This is a genomic window from Curtobacterium sp. GC_Cur_3, from assembly GCF_026544205.1.
Classification (GTDB): domain Bacteria; phylum Actinomycetota; class Actinomycetes; order Actinomycetales; family Microbacteriaceae; genus Curtobacterium.
On the sequence record NZ_JALNUI010000021.1, the window covers coordinates 61,339 to 78,896 of the forward strand.

General features: G+C 73.3%; 20 protein-coding genes. 10 read left to right on the top strand and 10 right to left on the bottom strand.

Features of this window, described 5'->3' with window-relative positions:
- Nucleotides 1-12 precede the first annotated feature (12 nt).
- Together OXR63_RS12415 and OXR63_RS12420 are read left to right on the top strand one after the other, a co-directional pair.
- A complete protein-coding gene (locus OXR63_RS12415; protein ID WP_267423666.1) occupies nt 13-1,245 on the top strand; it encodes an MFS transporter in 1,233 nt (410 codons plus the stop codon).
- Nucleotides 1,246-1,247: 2 nt separating this feature from the next.
- Nucleotides 1,248-1,472 carry a hypothetical protein gene (locus OXR63_RS12420; protein ID WP_267423667.1) on the top strand — a complete coding sequence of 75 codons (225 nt, stop codon included), beginning with the start codon at nt 1,248-1,250 and terminating at the stop codon, nt 1,470-1,472.
- 7 nt (nt 1,473-1,479) lie between these two features.
- Here OXR63_RS12420 and OXR63_RS12425 read toward each other — a convergent pair whose 3' ends face one another.
- Entirely contained in the window at nt 1,480-2,379 is a 900-nt protein-coding gene (locus OXR63_RS12425; RefSeq protein ID WP_267423668.1) for an SDR family oxidoreductase, read from the bottom strand.
- A 1-nt stretch (nt 2,380) separates the two neighbouring features.
- Nucleotides 2,381-3,601: a zinc-dependent alcohol dehydrogenase gene (locus OXR63_RS12430; RefSeq protein WP_267423669.1), complete on the bottom strand. Its 1,221-nt coding sequence runs from the start codon at nt 3,599-3,601 to the stop codon at nt 2,381-2,383.
- A gap of 127 nt (nt 3,602-3,728) precedes the next feature.
- Between OXR63_RS12430 and OXR63_RS12435 the strand changes: the two genes are divergently transcribed.
- Nucleotides 3,729-4,061: a DUF3140 domain-containing protein gene (locus OXR63_RS12435; RefSeq protein ID WP_267423670.1), complete on the top strand. Its 333-nt coding sequence runs from the start codon at nt 3,729-3,731 to the stop codon at nt 4,059-4,061.
- A 32-nt stretch (nt 4,062-4,093) separates the two neighbouring features.
- Here OXR63_RS12435 and OXR63_RS12440 read toward each other — a convergent pair whose 3' ends face one another.
- Nucleotides 4,094-4,381 carry a hypothetical protein gene (locus OXR63_RS12440; protein ID WP_194661093.1) on the bottom strand — a complete coding sequence of 96 codons (288 nt, stop codon included), beginning with the start codon at nt 4,379-4,381 and terminating at the stop codon, nt 4,094-4,096.
- 59 nt (nt 4,382-4,440) lie between these two features.
- Here OXR63_RS12440 and OXR63_RS12445 point away from each other — a divergent pair, with 59 nt between their 5' ends.
- Nucleotides 4,441-5,400, top strand: coding sequence for an SDR family NAD(P)-dependent oxidoreductase (locus OXR63_RS12445; protein WP_267423672.1), 960 nt, complete (start codon nt 4,441-4,443; stop codon nt 5,398-5,400).
- A gap of 82 nt (nt 5,401-5,482) precedes the next feature.
- Here OXR63_RS12445 and OXR63_RS12450 read toward each other — a convergent pair whose 3' ends face one another.
- Together OXR63_RS12450 and OXR63_RS12455 are read right to left on the bottom strand one after the other, a co-directional pair.
- Complete coding sequence (locus OXR63_RS12450) at nt 5,483-5,890, bottom strand: RidA family protein (RefSeq protein ID WP_267423674.1); 408 nt, start codon at nt 5,888-5,890, stop codon at nt 5,483-5,485.
- A 32-nt stretch (nt 5,891-5,922) separates the two neighbouring features.
- Entirely contained in the window at nt 5,923-6,423 is a 501-nt protein-coding gene (locus tag OXR63_RS12455; protein ID WP_267423676.1) for a heme-degrading domain-containing protein, read from the bottom strand.
- A 220-nt stretch (nt 6,424-6,643) separates the two neighbouring features.
- On the opposite strand from OXR63_RS12455, the gene OXR63_RS12460 reads away from it, so the two are divergent.
- Nucleotides 6,644-6,892: a DUF4287 domain-containing protein gene (locus OXR63_RS12460; RefSeq protein ID WP_267423677.1), complete on the top strand. Its 249-nt coding sequence runs from the start codon at nt 6,644-6,646 to the stop codon at nt 6,890-6,892.
- Between the two features lie 28 nt (nt 6,893-6,920).
- On the opposite strand, the gene OXR63_RS12465 is transcribed toward OXR63_RS12460, so the two are convergent.
- Entirely contained in the window at nt 6,921-7,211 is a 291-nt protein-coding gene (locus OXR63_RS12465) for a metal-sensitive transcriptional regulator (RefSeq protein WP_071275827.1), read from the bottom strand.
- 113 nt (nt 7,212-7,324) lie between these two features.
- On the opposite strand from OXR63_RS12465, the gene OXR63_RS12470 reads away from it, so the two are divergent.
- The 3 genes from OXR63_RS12470 (at nt 7,325) to OXR63_RS12480 (ending at nt 9,623) form a co-directional block, all read left to right on the top strand.
- Nucleotides 7,325-7,858: a hypothetical protein gene (locus OXR63_RS12470; RefSeq protein WP_267423680.1), complete on the top strand. Its 534-nt coding sequence runs from the start codon at nt 7,325-7,327 to the stop codon at nt 7,856-7,858.
- Nucleotides 7,855-8,520 (top strand): RES family NAD+ phosphorylase, encoded by a 666-nt coding sequence (locus OXR63_RS12475; protein WP_267423682.1) that lies wholly within the window; start codon nt 7,855-7,857, stop codon nt 8,518-8,520. The genes OXR63_RS12470 and OXR63_RS12475 overlap by 4 nt, the downstream gene beginning before the upstream one ends.
- 95 nt (nt 8,521-8,615) lie before the next feature.
- Nucleotides 8,616-9,623 carry a hypothetical protein gene (locus OXR63_RS12480; protein WP_267423684.1) on the top strand — a complete coding sequence of 336 codons (1,008 nt, stop codon included), beginning with the start codon at nt 8,616-8,618 and terminating at the stop codon, nt 9,621-9,623.
- On the opposite strand, the gene OXR63_RS12485 is transcribed toward OXR63_RS12480, so the two are convergent.
- The 4 genes from OXR63_RS12485 to OXR63_RS12500 all read right to left on the bottom strand — a co-directional run bounded on the left by OXR63_RS12485 (nt 9,611) and on the right by OXR63_RS12500 (nt 13,715).
- Entirely contained in the window at nt 9,611-11,845 is a 2,235-nt protein-coding gene (locus OXR63_RS12485) for a heavy metal translocating P-type ATPase (RefSeq protein WP_267423686.1), read from the bottom strand. The genes OXR63_RS12480 and OXR63_RS12485 overlap by 13 nt on opposite strands.
- The gene (locus OXR63_RS12490) at nt 11,842-12,069 is read right to left on the bottom strand and encodes a heavy-metal-associated domain-containing protein (protein WP_267423688.1); all 228 of its coding nucleotides are present in this window, start codon (nt 12,067-12,069) and stop codon (nt 11,842-11,844) included. Before OXR63_RS12490 ends, OXR63_RS12485 begins: the two co-directional genes overlap by 4 nt.
- A gap of 165 nt (nt 12,070-12,234) precedes the next feature.
- Complete coding sequence (locus OXR63_RS12495; RefSeq protein WP_267423689.1) at nt 12,235-12,795, bottom strand: GIY-YIG nuclease family protein; 561 nt, start codon at nt 12,793-12,795, stop codon at nt 12,235-12,237.
- A gap of 80 nt (nt 12,796-12,875) precedes the next feature.
- Complete coding sequence (locus OXR63_RS12500) at nt 12,876-13,715, bottom strand: siderophore-interacting protein (RefSeq protein WP_267423691.1); 840 nt, start codon at nt 13,713-13,715, stop codon at nt 12,876-12,878.
- An 85-nt stretch (nt 13,716-13,800) separates the two neighbouring features.
- Between OXR63_RS12500 and OXR63_RS12505 the strand changes: the two genes are divergently transcribed.
- Nucleotides 13,801-14,478, top strand: coding sequence for a biliverdin-producing heme oxygenase (locus tag OXR63_RS12505; RefSeq protein WP_267423693.1), 678 nt, complete (start codon nt 13,801-13,803; stop codon nt 14,476-14,478).
- 151 nt (nt 14,479-14,629) lie between these two features.
- Nucleotides 14,630-17,287 carry a phosphoenolpyruvate carboxylase gene (locus OXR63_RS12510; RefSeq protein ID WP_267423695.1) on the top strand — a complete coding sequence of 886 codons (2,658 nt, stop codon included), beginning with the start codon at nt 14,630-14,632 and terminating at the stop codon, nt 17,285-17,287.
- Nucleotides 17,288-17,558: the final 271 nt, after the last annotated feature.

Here is a 17,558-nt window from a genome sequence, read left to right on the forward strand (position 1 = left end):
AGACTCCGAAAAGTGAAACGATCGTTTTCGAATGGGCCGTACCCAACCGCGCTCGTCGTCGCCGGGACCGCACTGATCGCCGTGACGTACGGGCTCGTCCGCCTGGCGTACGGCCTGGTGCTGCCCGACGTGCAGGCGGACCTCGGGCTGAGCGCCAGCGCCGCCGGCGGGATCGCGTCCGGGGCGTCGCTCCTGTACTGCGTCGGCGCGATCGTCGGGTTCGTCCAGGCGGGACGGCATCCGCGTGTGCTCGTCGTCGCGGCGGCGCTCACCGCCGCGGTCGGCTCCGTCGGGATGGCGCTCGCTCCGGGCGCAGGGGTGTTCGGTGCGGCGGCGGTGCTCGGCAGCGCCGGTGCGGGGCTCGCCTCACCGGCGCTCGTCGAGGTGGTGACGCGGAACGTCCGGCCCGCGGGTGTCTCGCGCGCGCAGACGATCGTGAACTCCGGCACCGGGCCGGGGCTGGTGGCCGCCGGGCTCGTCGCCCTGGTGGTGCTGCCGGACTGGCGCACGGCGTGGCTCGTCGCAGCGGGCTGCGCGGTCCTCGCCGGCGCAGCCGTCCTGCTGCTCGACACCAAGCACGCAACGGGCACCGGCACGGGCACAGACACCGGCACCGACACCGACACCGACACGCCATCCCCCCGGCCCACCCGCTCCTGGTTCCGCCGCCACACCACCCCGCTCGTCGCCGCAGGACTGCTCGGTGCCGGCTCCGCCGCCGTCTGGAACGCGGGCCGCGCTGCCCTCGTCGCCGCCGGCGCGGACCGGACCACCTCGATCGTGGCGTGGATCGCGATCGGCATCGGGGGAGCGGCCGTCGTGCTGACCGCCCGACGCCTGGCCGACCTGGGGCTCCGCAGGACGTGGGTGGTCACGGTGACGGCGGTGGCCCTCGGCACGCTCGCCCTCGGTCTCGCCCCCGGACGTGTCGCGGTCGCGCTCGTCGCATGCGTGGTCTTCGGCTGGGGCTACACGGCCGCGACGGGCGCCCTGCTCACCTGGACGGCCACGATCGACCCTGAGCGCGCCCCGGCCGGCGCCTCGATGCTCTTCGTCGTGCTCGTGCTCGGACAGGCGGTCGGCGCCGCCGTCGCGGGCTCCGCCGTCGACGCGGCCGGCTACGGCGCGACCCTGATGGGCGCCGCGGTGGTGACCGCGCTCGCCCTGGTCGCGGCCACCCGCCGGACGGGAGGCCCGGTGCCGGCCCGCACCGAGCCTCCCGTCCGCCATGGGGCAGGATGGTGACCGTGAACCCTCAGGAGCAGCAGCCCCGGTGGCGGAAGACGTGGTCGATGGTCCAGGTCGGCGTGCTGTCGGCCGCCGTCGTCACGCTGATCGTGCTGCTGGTGACCGGTGACCACACGCTGGACCGGGTCTACGCGGTCGCCCTCGTCTTCTTCGGGATCGCGCTGCTCGGGCACACGACGTTCCTCGTGTACACCGCGCGGCTCGAGCAGCGCGACCGCCGCTGACCTCGGGTCAGGGGGTGACCATGCCCCCGTTGACGTTGAGCGTCTCGCCCGCGACGAAGCTCGACTCCTGCGACGCCAGGAAGACGTACGCCGGTGCCAGCTCCGCTGGCTGTCCGGCGCGGCCCATCGGCGACTCGCTGCTGCCGAACTCGGGCAGGGACTCCGGGTCGACGCCGCCGGTCACCTGGAGCACGGACCAGGTGGGGCCGGGCGCGACGATGTTCACGCGGATCCCACGCTCGACGAGCAGCTGCGACAACCCCTTCGAGAAGTTGTTGATCGCCCCCTTCGTCGCCGCGTAGTCGAGCCGGTCCGGGGCGGGCTGGTAGGCCTCCATCGACGCGGTCGTGATGATCGTCGACCCGGGCTGCAGGTGCGGCACCGCCGCCTTGACGAGCCGGAACAGCGCGAACACGTTGACGTCGAAGGTCTCCTCGAACTGCTCGTCGGTGATGTCGAGCAGGTCGGGCTGCCAGCGCTGCTTGCCGGCCACGCTGACCAGGGCGTCGAGCCCACCGAGCCCGGCCACGGCCTCCTCCACGAGTCGGCCGGCGTAGGACCGGTCCCGCAGGTCGCCGGGGATGGCGACGGCGGTGCGGCCGGCGGCGCGGACCTGCTCGATGACGTGGTCGGCGTCCTCCTGCTCGTCGGGCAGGTACGCGAGGGCGACGTCAGCGCCCTCACGGGCGTAGGCGATCGCCACGGCCGCGCCGATGCCGGAGTCGGCGCCGGTGATGAGCGCCTTCCGGCCGGCGAGCCGTCCGGTGCCGCGGTAGCTGTCCTCGCCGAGGTCCGGCACGGGCGTCATCCGGGACTGGAGGCCCGGCTCGGCCTGCGTCTGCGGCTCCGGTGACACGTTCGGGTAGCGGGAGCGCGGGTCGCTGAACTCGTACTGGTCGGTGGGCATGTCAGTTGGCCTCCAGTTCGACCTTGACCCAGCCGGGCTCGCGCCGGTCAAAGGCCGCGTAGGCGTCGATGGCCGAGCCGAAGGACTCGTGCTCGGTGATCAGGGCGGTCGGGTCGAACTGCCCGGCGGCGACCATGTCGATGAGCGGCGGCGTGACCGAGTGGTGGTCGCAGTTGCCCATCCGGATGGTGAGGTTCTTGTTCATGGCCTGGCCGATCGGGTACTGCTCGGCGGTGGGGCCGTACACGCCGATGATGCCGATGCGGCCGTACTTCGCGACGACCTCGACGGCCCACCGGGCGACCTGGGACGGGCCGTCGCCGGGCTTCCACTGCTGGGCGTCGCCGAAGCCCTCGGGTCGGCCGTCCGGTGCGACCTGGCGGACCTCGGCGTCGAACGCGGCGGCCTGCTCGTCGGACACGGCTGCCGGGCCGCGCTTCGGACGTTCGGCGTCGACCCCGACGGCGTCGATCACGGCGTCGGCGCCGATGCCGTTCGTGAGGTCCATGACCGCCTGCACCGGGTCCTCGCGGTTGTAGTCGACGACCTCGCAGTTCTGGGCGAGGGCCGCGGCGAGGCGGGTCTCCTCACCGTCGACGACGATCACGCGACCGGCGCCCTGCTTGAACGCGGACGCGGCGGCGAACTGGCCGACGATGCCCGCGCCGAAGACCACGACGACGTCACCGCGCGTCACCCCGGCGAGCTCGGCACCGAACCAGCCGGTGGGGAAGATGTCGGAGAGCAGGATGGCCTGCTCGTCGCTGACGTTGTCCGGCAGCGGGTGCATGGTGTTCTGCGCCCACGGCACACGGACGACCTCCGCCTGCAGGCCGTTGACCGGGCCCGTGGACTCGGGGCCGCCGAAGAAGCTCGTGCCCGCCTGGGGACCGTTCGGGTTCGCGACGTCGCACTGCGCCGTCTGGCCCATGCGGCAGTACCGGCACGCGCCGCAGGAGATCGTCGAGTTGATGACGACCCGGTCGCCAGGGCTGAAGCCGCGGACGGCGTCTCCGACCTCGGTCACGACGCCGACGGCCTCGTGCCCGAGGATCGTGCCCTCCTGCATCGGCGCCATCGTGCCGCGGACGAAGTGCAGGTCGGTGCCGCAGATCGCGCTCTTCGTCACCCGCACGATCGCGTCGTGCGGGTCCTGGATCGTCGGTTCGGGCACCTCGTCCAACCGGATGTCCCCGATGCCGTGCCACACCACTGCGCGCATGTCCTCTTCCTTCCGTCGACGGTCGTCGTTCGCCGACCAGCCAACGCGCCGCGGGCTTGGCGTCGACTCGGGTCCGCGCGGGAACCGGACTCCGAGGGCGTCCAGCGTCCCGGACGATCCTGGGCCGATGAGCGACGACGAGCAGCAGACCAGGGACGACTTCGCCGACGCGGTGAACATGACGGCGTCGGAGCTCCGGCACTGGCTGGACACCGACGAGTCCAAGAGCGTCGGGCAGAAGACCGGCGGCAGCACCGAGTCGACCGGGCACGAGAGCGGACGGCACATCGTGCGCATCCTCGAGAAGAAGCAGGGGGAGTACACCGACGCCCACCACGCCCACATGCGGAAGGTCGTGGGGTACGTCGCGCGGCACGAGAAGCAGCGCCCCTCCGGCGACGTGCACGACACCCCGTGGCGCTGGTCGCTGATGAACTGGGGCCACGACCCCGAGAAGTGAGACGGCGGGGCTACCCGTCGTGTGCCTGCCGGTCAGTCCCCGGCGGCGACGTGCAGCAGCAGCGGTCCGAGCAGCCCGATCACCCAGATCGCGACGATCGCCGCGGCGCCGATCGCGAGGCCCCGACGCTTCCACCGGCGGCGCGGCGTGGGCGGTGTCTCGCCCCACATCTGCGTGCGGACGAGCATCCGGTTCGCCTCACCGACCAGGTGGCGGATCTCGGGGTCGTCGAGGTCGAGTCGGCCCTCGCGGGCGTGCTCCGCGATCGCGGTGGCCTCCTCCAGGGAGAGCCCGTCGCTGGTGCCGTTCCGACCTGCCATGGCGCCATCGTCCCACGACCTCGGGAGGACGGTCAGCCGGATGCGCGTATCGAGGACGCATGGGAAAACGGTTCCGCGGACAGGTCGTCGTCATCACCGGAGCATCGAGCGGGATCGGCCGTGCCGCCGCGCACGAGTTCGCCCGACGCGGTGCGACGCTCGTGCTCGCCGCACGCAGCCACGACAGCCTCGAGGCCGCCGCCGCCGAGTGCCGGAAGCTCGGCGCCGAGGCGATCGCCATCCCGACCGACGTCGCCGACGAGCACCAGGTCAAGGACCTCGTCGCGACGGTCACCAGCCGCTACGGCAAGATCGACGTCTTCGTCGGCAACGCCGCGCTCTTCGTCTACGGCCTGTTCGAGCAGACCCCGACCGAGGCCTTCAAGCGCGTCGTCGACACGAACCTCTACGGGCACCTCAACGCCGTCAAGTACCTGCTCCCGCACTGGAAGCAGCGCGGCCGGGGCACCTACGTGCTCGTCGGCAGCATCCAGTCCCTGCTCTCGGCGCCGTACCAGTCGGCGTACGTCACGAGCAAGCACGCGGCGCTCGGCCTGGTCGACGTGCTCGGCGACGAGTACGCCGGCACCGGCATCGAGTTCACCACGCTGATGCCCTCGACGATCGACACCCCGATCTACCAGAACGGCGCCAACTACACCGGCAAGAACTCGCACCCGCTGCCGCCGACGGTGTCCGTCGAGCGTGCCGGGAAGGCCGTCGTGCAGGCCGCGGTGCACCCGAAGCGCTACCGGTTCGTCGGCCGCATCCAGGCGTCACTCGTGCCGCTCCAGTACGTGTTCCCCGGGCTGTTCCACAAGATCACGAAGCCCATGGTCGAGATCTTCGCGCTCCGCGGGAAGCAGGCGCCGACCGACGGCAAACTGTACCAGCCCGCCGACGCGGGCAACGCCACGAACGGCGGCTGGGTCGCGAAGCGTCGACGCGTGACGCGCCCGCTCGTCTGGCTCGGAGCCGCCGCAGCCGTCGCGGTCGTCCTCGGCGGCCGCCGCCGCTGACAACTGTCGGCCTGTCGGACGGGAGGCTCGGAGTCGGACCGGCTCCGAGCCTCCCGTCCGTCAGGTGGCTGAGCCACCGCGTTCAGTCAAGGAGGGCGGCGACCGCCTCGACCTCCACGAGCTGGTCGTCGTAGCCGAGGACGGTCACGCCCATGAGCGTGCTCGGCACGTCGTGCTCGCCGAAGGCGTCGCGGACGACCTCCCACGCGGCCAGCAGGTCGGCCTGCCGTGACGACGCCACGAGCACGCGCGTCGACACCACGTCCGTGAGTTCCGCGCCGGCGTCCGCGAGGGCCTGCCGGAGGTTCGCCACGCACGCCGCGGCCTGCCCGGCGGGGTCACCCACGGCGACCGTGCGGCCCTCGGCGTCGAGCGGGCAGGAGCCGGCGAGGAACACCAGCCGGGCCTCGGCGGGCGCGGTCGCCGCGTAGGCGTACTCGGCGACCGAGCTGAGGGTGGCGGAGCGGATGAGTCGGACGGCACTGACCATGCGTTCATCCTGGCCCATCCGGCTCCGGCGTCTCAGGCGGTGGCGCGGTGTGCGCGGAGGGCCTCGACCACGAGCGCGTGGTCGTCGTGCATCTCCAGACCGCTCACCCCGACCGCGCCGAGCAGCATCCCGCGCACGAGCACCGGGAACCCGCCGCCCGCGGCCTGGTACTGCCGCGGGTCGAGGGCAGCGGCCTCGTCGAAGGTGCTCCCGCCGACCTCATACTGCGTCCGCACGGCCAGGGTCGAGTGCGCGAAGTGCCGGACCACGCGGAACTTGCGGTCGAGCCAGGCGTCGTTCACGGCTCCGGAGCCCGGCGTCGCGGCGTGGAACACCCGCTGCTCGCCGAACGACACCGCGATGCCGATGCCGAGTCCGCGCTCGAGTGCCGTCGTCCGCAGCCACGACCCGACCGCCCACGCGTCGTCGTGGTCGAACGCGTCGTGGTCGAGCTCGCGCTCCTCGTCGAGCAGGACGCGCAGCTTCTCGTCGGGCTCGAGCGCGCGGTACTGCGCTCCGTCGGTGTCGCTCATGGGGCTCCTCATCGAGATGGTGGTGGGGGCAGGTGCCCCGCTCGTGACGCTAGCCCCACCCACTGGAGGCTCGTGGCGGCGCCGTCACGAGCCTCCCGTCGTCCGCCTGGTCGCCGTGTCGTCTGGTCGCCTCCGCATCGACTGTGCGACCGGCCGACCGGTCCAGCGGCTGAGCGTCGCGGGTCTCGCCAGCGACGGCCACGATCACTATGGTGACGGCATGGCAGCGCATCGTGTGCCCGCGCCCGGGCCTCCGGCTGACGGCGGCACGCCCAAGGGCCCCGCGTCCTACTTCCCCAGCATCGAGAAGACCTACGGACGCCCCGTCCAGGAGTGGATCGACCTGGTCGTGGACCGCCTCGACACCGAGCGGCACATGGAGGTCGTCTCGTGGTTGAAGTCCGAGCACGGCATGGGCCACGGACACGCGAACGCCGTCGTCGCCTACGTCAGGAAGGCGCTGGGCTGAGTCCGGGCTGGGTCCTGTCCCGCGCGGGTCAGGAGCGGACGAGCCGGGCGATCGCCTCGGAGGCCTCCTTGACCTTGGCGCTCGGGTCGCCGCCGTCAGCCACCGCGTCCGCCACACAGTGCGTCAGGTGGTCCTCGACGAGGCCGAGGGCGACCGACTGCAGGGCCTTCGTCATCGCGGAGACCTGCGTGAGGATGTCGATGCAGTACTGCTCGTCCTCGACCATGCGCTGCAGCCCCCGCGCCTGGCCCTCGATCCGCTTGAGGCGCTTCAGGTAGGCGTCCTTCGACGAGATGTAGCCGTGCGTGTGGTCGGTCATGACGCCTCCTGGAGTCGGTACCCCTCCAGGGTATGCCATCGGCGGCGAGCGGTTGACGTGGTTGACACGACGGTCATAGGATCGGTTGACACGGTTGCAGGAGGGCGGACACGATGCCGACGACACAACGCGCAGGGACCAGCACGACAGAGGCAGCGCTGCTGTCCGCGATCCAGGACCGACTCCGCGGCGGGCGCTACGACGACGCCCTCGCCGCGGTGCCCGACGTCGGGGCACTCGCGGACCGGATGGTCGCGGCGCTGCCGTCGGTCAAGCACGAGGCCGACGAGCTCATCGGCCCCTTCTACGACGCGTCCTCGCTCGCGGCCTGGCGCGGTGTGACGCGACAGGCGATCAGCAAGGCCAGCGCGAAGGGCGACCTGCTCGGCCTGAAGATCGGCGACGGCAGCCGGATCTTCCCCTCGTTCCAGTTCGGCCCGTCCGGAGCGCCGCTGCCGCACCTCCGCGAGGTCCTGGCGCTGCTCGACCCGGAGCACATCGACCCGTGGGGCAGTGCGCTCTGGCTGAACACCGTCGCCGACGCGTTCGGCGGCACCACCGCTGCCCAGGCGCTCCGCGACGGACGGCACGACCCGGTGCTGCGCGCGGCCCGACGTGCCGAGCGCGCCTGGCTGGCCGACGCGTGACGGAACGCCGCACCGAGGTCGCGCAGCTCGCACCGACGGCGGACGCCGACCTCGCAGGGTTCCCGGCGGCTGAGTCGCGTGGCACGACGTTCTACCGGGCGAAGCGCCACGACCGCGGTGCCTGGTGGTTCGCGAGCACCCCGGCGGACGCGGACGGCGTCGACGGTGGTCGGTTCGACCTCGCCGCACCGCGCGGCACCTGCTACTGGGCCGACTCGGTGGAGGTCGCGGTGCGCGAGCGACTGGCCCACCACACGCTCCACACGAACACCGTCTTCGTCGGTCGCGCCCGCGAGATGGTCGTCGTCGCGGCTCGGGCGTCCCGCGGTCGTCGGTTCGCCGACGTCACCGCTCCCGACGCCGTCCGGCACGGGGTCGGTGCGGAGCTCCAGACGATGGTCGACTACCGCGTGCCACAGGCCTGGGCTCGGGCGTTCGACGCCGTCGGGTTCGCCGGCGTCCGGTACAGCACGCGGTTCACGAGCGCCGCTGCGCCGAACGCGTGGGCGGTCTTCGGCGACGCCGGTGTCCCACGACGCCCGCGCCCGGAGCGTGTCCACCGCGACGGGGTCTCGGCGTGCGTGGAGTCCGGCATCCGGGTGCTCGAGGACGGTACGGCCGCCGGACCCGAGCGGTTCACCATCGTCCCGCCGCCGCGCTGACGGATCCGGCCGGCTGCCCCCGGTTCTCGTGGACCCGATCCGTCACGCGCGCGATCGGGGCTCCTCTGTCGGTGGCTCGTCCTACCGTGACGGCCGTGGTGGAACCCGTCGACGCGTGGTGGCGCCGCCGACAGTGGTCGCGCGGTGTGCCGATGCCGTACGCCGTGGGGGAGTTCCGGGAGGCCTGGGCGTCCTACCCCGTGCTCATCCGGCAGTACCACCCGGACTGGAACGCCGGCGTCGTCCTGACGCAGATCCCACCGGCTGCCGAGGTCCTGCTGACCTGGGAGTGTGACGTCGGCCACGTCTTCGTCGCGACGCCGGCCGAGCAGCGCAGTCGCCCCGGGCGCGAACGCCGACGGTCCGTGTGGTGCCCCGAGTGCTCCCTGATGGCGAAGCCCCAGCGCTGGCCGACGCTGCCCGAGGACTGGCCGACCGCCGTCCCCGCACCGCAGCGCGCAGTCCGGGCAACGGGCCGACAGACGCTGCCGGCAGCCCCCGCACGCCGCGGTGGCGGTGCCGGTGTCGCTGGTCTTGGTGCTGGTGCTGGTGCTGGCATGCCCGTCGGGGCGGTCGCCTCGACGCGGGCCGGTCGCGGCGTCAGGCGGTCGTCGAGGACCCGGACCGCGGCGCCGCGCACGATCTGCCCGAAGACACCGAGGCTCCCCTCGGGGGACGCGTTCGTCAGCGTCTGCGCCCCCGCGACGGCGTCAGCGGTGGAGGCCGAGCTCCGCGCCGCGCTGTCGTCCCGGTTCGACTTCACCTTCGACCAGAACGCGATCCGCCTCGACCGCCCGTTCCACGACCACGTCGAGGCCTGGCCGGACATCATCCTGCCGGAGCTCCGCGTGGCGATCGAGTACGACTCGACCGGACGCCACGGCCTCGAGCACGTGGGCCAGCGCGAGGACTCCGACCGGCGGAAGGACCGCGCCCTGCGGAGCGTCGGGTGGGAGGTCGTCCGCATCCGCACCGGTCGGCTCCCGGCACTCGGCGCCCACGACCTGCAGGTGTCGGGCATCTCCGGCCGGACGGTCGACCGTCTCGTCGACACGCTCCGCGACCTGCGCGGGGCCCTGTTCGTGGACGCCTACGCCCGCTGAGCCTGTTCGGCCGCCGAGCCTGACGCTCCGCTGCGGAACGACCGCAGGCGCAGGCTGTTCGTGACGACGAAGACGGACGACAGCGCCATCGCGGCACCGGCGATCATCGGGTTCAGCAGGCCGGCCATCGCGAGCGGGACCGCGGCCACGTTGTAGGCGAAGGCCCAGAACAGGTTGCCCTTGATCGTGCCGAGGGTCCGGCGGGCGAGGGCGATCGCGTCGGCGGCCGCGCCGAGGTCGGCACGGACCAGGGTGATGTCCGCGGCCTCCATCGCGGCGTCCGTCCCGCTGCCCATCGCGATGCCGAGGTCGGCGGCGGCGAGTGCTGCGGCGTCGTTGACCCCGTCGCCGATCATCGCCACCGAGCGGCCCTCCTGCTGCAGTCGCACGACGGCGTCGTACTTGTCCTCCGGCCGGACCTCGGCGACGACGTCCTCGATGCCGACCTCGGCCGCGACGCTGCGGGCGACGACGGCGGCGTCGCCCGTGAGCATGACGGTCCGCAGCCCCATCGCGTGCATGCGACGGACCGCGTCGCGGCTGGTCAGTGCGACCGTGTCAGCGACGCTGATGACGCCCCGCGCGGCACCGTCCCACGCCACGACGACCGCGGTCGCCCCGGCGTGCTCCGCCGTCCGGACGGCGGCCGTGACCTCGTCGGTGATCCCGACGGCCCACTGCTCGGCGAGCCAGGCCGGCCGGCCGACCAGGACCAGGGACCCGTCGACGACGGCCTGCACGCCGAGCCCGGCGCTCGACCGGAACGACTCGGCGACGGAGTGGTGCGGGTGTGCGGCGACGATCGCCCGGGCGACGGGGTGTTCCGACCCGGACTCCGCGGCGGCAGCACGCGCGAGGACCTCGGCCTCGCTGGTGTCGGCGAGGGCGGTCACACCGTGCACGGTCATCCGGCCCGTGGTGACGGTGCCGGTCTTGTCGAGCACGACGGTGTCGACGCGGCGGGTGGCCTCGAGCACCTGGGGGCCGCGGATCAGGATCCCGAGCTGGGAGCCGCGCCCGGTGCCGACGAGCAGCGCGGTCGGCGTCGCGAGCCCGAGCGCGCATGGGCAGGCGATGACCAGGGTCGCGACGGCGGCGGTGAACGCGGCCTGCACGTCCCCGGTGAGCAGGAGCCAGCCGACGAGGGTCAGCACGGCCAGGCCCAGCACGACCGGCACGAACACGGCGGACACCCGGTCGGCCAGGCGCTGCACGTCGGCCTTTCCGGACTGCGCGGCGACCACGAGCCGGCCGATCCGCGCGAGTTCGGTGTCCTGACCGACCCGGGTGGCCTCGACCACGAGTCGGCCACCGGCGTTGACGGTCGCACCGGTGACGGCGTCGCCGGGCCCGACCTCGACGGGGACGGCCTCGCCTGTCATCACGCTGGTGTCCACGGCACTGCTGCCGTCGACCACGACGCCGTCGGTGGCGATGCGATCACCGGGTCGCACCACGAAGCGGTCGCCCACCCGGAGCGCCGCGGTGGGCACGTCGGTCTCGATGCCGTCGCGGAGCACGCGGGCGGTCGGTGCGCCGAGTGCCAGGAGTGCCTGCAACGCCGCGCCGGACCGGTCCTTCGCCCGGGCCTCGAACCATCGTCCGGCGAGGAGGAACACCGTCACCGCTGCCGCGACCTCGAGGTACGGCTCCGGAGCGGTGCCCGGGTGCGGCAGCCACGTGAACGCCATCCGCATCCCGATCGCGCCGGCACCGCCGAACACCAGCGCCCACACGGACCACAGCGTGGCGGCGGCGACACCGACGCTCACGAGGGTGTCCATCGACGCGGCACCGTGCCGGGCGTTCACGGCGGCGGCGCGGTGGAACGGCCATGCGCCCCACACGGCGACGGGGAGCGCCAGGACGAGCGCGACCCATTGCCACCCGGGGAACTGCAGCGCGGGGACCATCGACAGGGCGACCACCGGCGCCGCGAGCACGGCGGACACGACGAGTCGCCGACGGAGCGGGGCGGTCGTGTCGGCTTCCTCCGGGGTCGGCTCGGGCAGGTGCGCCCCGTAGCCGGCGGCCTCGACCGTGCGGATGGCGTCGTCGACCTCGAGCTCGGCCGGCAGGGTCACCGTGGCACGCTCGGTCGCGTAGTTCACGCTCGCCGAGACGCCGGGCAGCTTGTTGAGCTTCCGCTCGATCCTGTTCGCACAGGACGCGCAGGTCATGCCCTCGATCGTGAGCTCGACGGGGGTGGTCGTGGCGGTCACGCGGCGACCAGGGTGTAGCCCGCTTCCTCGACGGCAGCGGCGACGTCGTCGGCCGACAGGGGCTGGCTGCTGGTCACGCGGGCGGTCGAGACGCCGCCGACGGTGAGCTCCACCGCGACGCCGGTGACCCCGGGCAGCGCGCTGAGCTCTTCGTCGACGCTCGTCACACAGTGCCCGCACGTCATGCCGGTGATCCCGTAGGTGCTCGTCAGCTGCTCGCTCATCGAGTCAGTCCCTTCGTCGTCGTGACCCCCACCATATACCCCATGGGGGTACCGCAGGCGGTGAGATCGCAGTTGGTGTCGGGTCCGCGCGTGCGGAGGCGACACGAAGTGCGATCTCAGCGCCGCGACCGGTCGCGGGACGCCGCACCAGGACACAGGACCGCGTCACCCGCGCAGCGCGAGCGCCTCGCTGGTCCACCGCGCGTGCACGTCCCACGGATCGGACACCCCCGCGGCGACGAAGTCGACGTGCGCGAGCAGCTCCGGCGTCACGCGGAACCACTCGGTGCCGGGGTACCGGGTCGCGGCGAACTGCTCGTGGCGCCGACGCTCCAGACGGCGGTCCCCGCGCTCGAACGCCAACAGGTCCTGGTGGCTGATCCGCGCGAGCCGCTGCCGGGGGTTCGCCGTCGTGCCGATCTTCACCCGGTCGCCGACGTGGTCGCGCTGCCGCAGGTAGTAGACGACGTCGACCCGCGGGGGAGCCAGGTCACCGTCGGGCACCTCCCCCCACCGCCACTCGCACACCGCGCACACCGAGCCCGCGGCGAAGCGCACGCCGAGCCGGGAGCCGCAGACGGGACAGGGCCCGGGGAGCAGGTCCTCGACACCGACCGTCTCGGCGGCGTGGTCCGCGACGACGGCGACGTGCAGCGCGCAGAGCGGCACCGGCGCGCCGGGCGCGGGCGGGCTCGTGCAGCCGGGCGCGCAGCAGGACGGGACCATGCGCGGCACGCTACCGGGCACGTCCGACGCCACCCGAGCCTCCCGGCCGGGACGCGCTGGCCCGGACCGACCGCCGCGCGTCAGTCGAAGATCGCGCCGATCGGCTCGCGCTTCTCCTCCTGGAACCGGTCCTCGGCGCGGCCGAGCGCCCAGTACGCGGAGAGCGACAGGTCCCGCTTCTCCAGCTGCCACTCGTCCTGCAGCAGCCGACGGATCGCCTTCACCGCGCCCCGCTCACCGTGCGCGAACACCTGCACCGGACTGGAGGCACGGGGCAGCGCCCGGGCCGCTGCGAGCAGGAGCGTGCCCGGCACGGCGCCGGTGGCGTCCCGGTGCAGCCACCGCAGGTCGACCCCGGCCGGGTGCCGGATCGCCTGCTCGTCACCGGGGCCGGCCACCTCGACCAGGGCGACGCCCGTGGCGGCGGCGTGCATGGCCTCCAGGGCGGCACCGATGGCGGGCAGGGCGCTGTCGTCGCCGAGCAGCACGTGCGTGACGGCGGGGTCGTCGCTCGGCGCGTAGCCGCCGCCGGGGCCGGAGAGGGCGAGCCGGTCGCCGGGCTGCGCGGACGCCGCCCAGGGTCCGGCGAGCCCGTCGTCGCCGTGCACGACGAAGTCGATCGCGATGGTGCGGGCGACGTGGTCGACGGCACGGACGGTGTAGGTGCGGCGGGCCGGACGGTCCTGCTTCGGGAGTGTCTCGCGGAGGGCCTCGAGGTCGTACGGGGGTTCCAGGCCGAGCCCGGGCTTCGCGAGCAGGAGCTTGACGTAGGTGTCGGTGGCGGCGAGGGCCTCCGGGGCGGCGCCCGCGATGAAGTCGGCGAACGCGGGGCCTCCGAGGTGCACGCGGACCATGTGCGGCGAGAGGCGCTCGGTGCGCTCGACGACGAAGACGGACTGCGGGCGGTTCTTCGAGCTCATCGTGGGGGAGGGTCCTCTCGGGTGGCGGCCGGGTTCCTGGGAGAAGACCCTTGACGTCGCCAAGGGTAAGGCTAGCCTTACCTCCATGGACACCACGGTCACCCCGTTCTCCGAGCTGTTGCGCCGACGCACGCAGCGCTCGCACGGGACGTCCGCGGGCACCGGGTTCATGCACGACCTGGTCGACGGCCGGTGCGACGTGGCCGACTACGCCGCGCTGCTCGGGCAGTACGCCTTCGTCTACGACGCCCTCGAGCGGGCCGCCGAACGCATGGCGGCGCACCCGGTCGCCGCGCCGTTCGTCACGCAGCAGCTCACCCGGATGCCGGCGATCCGAGCGGACCTGGAGTACCTGGTCGGCCCCGACTGGGCGGAGCTCGTCTGCCCGCTCCCCGCCACCACCGCCTACGTCCGCCGGCTCAACGAGGTCGCGGCCACGTGGCCCGGCGGCTTCGTCGCGCACCACTACACGCGCTACCTCGGCGACCTGTCCGGCGGTCACCTGCTCGGCTCGCTGCTCGCCGAGCAGTTCGGGTTCGACACGAACGGCGTCCTCTTCTACATCTTCGACCAGGTCGCGGACCCGACCGCGTTCGGTGACACCTACCGCGCGCAGCTCGACTCGGCGCCGTGGGACGACGACGAGCGCGAGCGGGTCATCGCGGAGGTCGAGCTCGCGTACTCGCTGAACACCGGGCTGCTCACCGCGCTCGACGTCCAGCGGGGTCCGCTCGCGCCGCCCGTCGCCGCGACGACCGCCTGACCCGCTCACCGCCCCGGAGCCTCCGCGGCAGGCCGTCCGGACGGTCGTCGTCATGCGCGGCCGGCTCCCGATACGCTGCTGGGGTCCGGGCCCGAACCGGGCGAGTCAGTCCCGGCCCGGTACCCAGGGCGAGCCACACGGAAGGACCCCCATGACGGCGATCGACGGTTCGACACGCTTCGGCAGTGCCCGCGACGATGTCAGCGGCGCGGTCGACAGCGACCTCCGCGCTGACGTCCGCTACCTCGGCGAGCTCCTCGGCCGTGTCCTGCGGGAGAGCGGCGGCGACGAGCTCCTGCGTGACGTGGAGTCCCTGCGTGCCGCGGTGATCACGGCGTACGAGGGCTCCGACGTCGACGGCGCCGCGCGTGCGGAGGCCGTCGTGGCCGAGATGTCGGCCGAGCGTGCCGAGGAGGTCGCCCGTGCCTTCACCACCTACTTCCACCTGACGAACCTGGCCGAGGAGCACCACCGCGTGCGCGTGCTCCGGCTCCGGGGGGACGACGGCGGCGTCGCGGGGGACTCCTTCCCGGCGACGTTCGCGCGCCTCGTCGACGAGCTCGGCCCGGAACAGGCGGCCGCGCGACTCGACGGCCTCCGGTTCCACCCCGTCCTGACCGCCCACCCGACCGAGGCCCGTCGTCGCGCGGTCACCACGGCCGTCCGCCGCATCACGGACCTCATCGACGAGCGGGACGCCGCGAAGAACGCGATGGCCCGGGCGGAGAACGAGCGCCGGCTGCTCGAGGAGATCACGACCCTCCTGCGCACGTCCCCGCTCCGGACCACCCGGCCGACCCCGCTCGACGAGGTCCGCACGGCGATGAGCGTGTTCGACCAGACGCTGTTCGAGATCGTCCCGCAGGTCTACCGTCTGCTCGACGACCGGCTCCTCGGCGACGCCGCCGGCAGCGCGCCCGTCCAGGCACCCGCCTTCGTCCGCTTCGGCACGTGGATCGGCGGTGACCGCGACGGCAACCCGCACGTCACGGCCGCCGTCACCCGACAGGCCGCGGAGATCGCCGCCGAGCACATCCTGCTCGGCCTGGCCCGCGCCGCCACCCGCATCGGCAGCACGCTGACGCTGGACCACGACGAGACCCCGGCCGACCCGGGCCTCACCGCGCTCGTGTTCGCGCAGGAGTCGCTCGACGTCGAGATCGCCGAGCGCATCGGCATCCGCGCGCCGAACGAGACCCACCGCCGAGCGCTGCTGTTCACCGCGGCACGCCTCGACGCCACCCGCCGCGGCGAGCCGGGTCTGGCGTACTCCGGTCCCGAGGCCTTCCTCGACGACCTCCGCGTGATCCAGGCCTCCCTGGTCGCCGGCGGTGCGGCCCGGCCGGCCTACGGCGAGCTGCAGAACCTCATCTGGCAGGTCGAGACCTTCGGCTTCCACCTCGCCGAGCTCGAGATCCGGCAGCACTCGCAGGTGCACCGCGCTGCCCTGGCCGAGATCCGTGCCGGTGGTGCGCTCAGCGAGACCACGGAAGAGGTCCTCGCGGTCTTCCGGACGATCGCCGACCTGCAGCGCCGCTACGGTGTCCGCGCCTCGAACCGCTACATCGTCTCCTTCACGCAGTCCGCCGCGGACCTCGCGAACGTGCACGAGCTGGCGGTCGCCGCCCTCGGGTCCGTCCAGGCCGCACCGGTGCTCGAGGTCATCCCGCTGTTCGAGACCTTCGCCGACCTGCACGCCAGCGTCGAGATCCTCGACGAGGCCGTCCGTACCGAGGCCTTCCAGCGCCGCCTCGCCGTGACCGGTCGGAAGCTCGAGGTGATGCTCGGCTACTCCGACTCCTCGAAGGACGTCGGCCCCGTGTCGGCGAACCTGGCGCTCTACGACGCCCAGGCCCGCATCGCCCGCTGGGCCCAGGAGAACGACATCGAGTTGACGCTGTTCCACGGCCGCGGCGGCTCGCTCGGCCGTGGCGGCGGACCCGCGAACGAGGCCGTCCTCGCGCAGCCGCCCGGGTCGATCGACGGCCGCCTGAAGATCACCGAGCAGGGCGAGGTCATCTTCGCCCAGTACGGCGACCAGGACATCGCGGCCCGGCACCTCGAGCAGATGGCCGCGGCGACGCTCTTCGCGTCCTCGCCCTCGAACGAGGCCCGCACCGAGGCCGCCGCCGACCGCTTCCGCGACCTCGCACAGCGCCTCGACGACGTCTCCCGCGAGGCGTTCCACGGCCTGGTCAAGGCCGAGGGCTTCGCGCCGTGGTTCGCCCGGGTCACGCCGATGGAGGAGATCGGGCTGCTGCCGCTCGGCTCCCGTCCGGCCCGCCGCGGCCTGTCGGTGGAGTCGCTCGAGGACCTCCGCGCCATCCCGTGGGTGTTCTCCTGGACCCAGGCCCGCATCAACCTCGCCGGCTGGTACGGCCTCGGCTCCGCGCTCGAGGCCGTCGGTGACGTCGACCTGCTCCGCACCGCGTTCCAGGAGTGGCCGCTGTTCGGCGCGATGATCAAGAACGTCGAGATGTCCCTGGCGAAGACGGACGAGCAGATCGCCCGCCGCTACCTCGACCTCGCCGACCGCGACGACCTGGCCGCCGCCGTCCTCGACGAGATGATCCGCACCCGCGACTGGGTCCTCCGGGTCTCCGGCGGCTCCGACGTCCTGCAGGACCGTCCGGTGCTCGCCCGCGCCGTGCGGCTCCGCAGCCCCTACGTCGACGCCCTGTCGCACCTCCAGCTCCGGGCGCTCCGGGCGATCCGCACGACGGGGAGCACCGACCCGACCGACGCCGACCACCGGCTGCTTCTGCTCACGGTCAACGGGATCGCCGCCGGCCTGCAGAATACGGGCTGACCCGCCGCGCTGCCCGCCGCGTCGTGCGAGGTCGCGCACGTGGTGCGGCGCGGTGGCGGCGCACGGAGTGCGCAACCGCGCACCGCGCGGCCGACCGCGCACCGCGCGCGGGACGGGAGGCGCGCCGCCTGCCGCCGCGTCGTGCGAGGTCGCGCACGTGGTGCGGCGCGGTGGCGGCGCACGGAGTGCGCAACCGCGCACCGCGCGGCCGACCGCGCACCGGGCGTACCGTGCGCGGGACGGGTGGCGCGCCGCCTGTCCGCCGCGTCGT

Coding starts and splice junctions, on each gene's coding strand:
- OXR63_RS12495 (WP_267423689.1), bottom strand. CDS start 12,795: ATGGTCCCGTCCTGCTGCGCGCCCGGCTGCACGAGCCCGCCCGCGCCC.
- OXR63_RS12440 (WP_194661093.1), bottom strand. CDS start 4,381: ATGGCAGGTCGGAACGGCACCAGCGACGGGCTCTCCCTGGAGGAGGCC.
- OXR63_RS12470 (WP_267423680.1), top strand. CDS start 7,325: ATGCCGACGACACAACGCGCAGGGACCAGCACGACAGAGGCAGCGCTG.
- OXR63_RS12505 (WP_267423693.1), top strand. CDS start 13,801: ATGGACACCACGGTCACCCCGTTCTCCGAGCTGTTGCGCCGACGCACG.
- OXR63_RS12455 (WP_267423676.1), bottom strand. CDS start 6,423: ATGAGCGACACCGACGGAGCGCAGTACCGCGCGCTCGAGCCCGACGAG.
- OXR63_RS12490 (WP_267423688.1), bottom strand. CDS start 12,069: ATGAGCGAGCAGCTGACGAGCACCTACGGGATCACCGGCATGACGTGC.
- OXR63_RS12465 (WP_071275827.1), bottom strand. CDS start 7,211: ATGACCGACCACACGCACGGCTACATCTCGTCGAAGGACGCCTACCTG.
- OXR63_RS12425 (WP_267423668.1), bottom strand. CDS start 2,379: ATGCCCACCGACCAGTACGAGTTCAGCGACCCGCGCTCCCGCTACCCG.
- OXR63_RS12435 (WP_267423670.1), top strand. CDS start 3,729: ATGAGCGACGACGAGCAGCAGACCAGGGACGACTTCGCCGACGCGGTG.
- OXR63_RS12460 (WP_267423677.1), top strand. CDS start 6,644: ATGGCAGCGCATCGTGTGCCCGCGCCCGGGCCTCCGGCTGACGGCGGC.
- OXR63_RS12430 (WP_267423669.1), bottom strand. CDS start 3,601: ATGCGCGCAGTGGTGTGGCACGGCATCGGGGACATCCGGTTGGACGAG.
- OXR63_RS12450 (WP_267423674.1), bottom strand. CDS start 5,890: ATGGTCAGTGCCGTCCGACTCATCCGCTCCGCCACCCTCAGCTCGGTC.
- OXR63_RS12510 (WP_267423695.1), top strand. CDS start 14,630: ATGACGGCGATCGACGGTTCGACACGCTTCGGCAGTGCCCGCGACGAT.
- OXR63_RS12445 (WP_267423672.1), top strand. CDS start 4,441: ATGGGAAAACGGTTCCGCGGACAGGTCGTCGTCATCACCGGAGCATCG.
- OXR63_RS12500 (WP_267423691.1), bottom strand. CDS start 13,715: ATGAGCTCGAAGAACCGCCCGCAGTCCGTCTTCGTCGTCGAGCGCACC.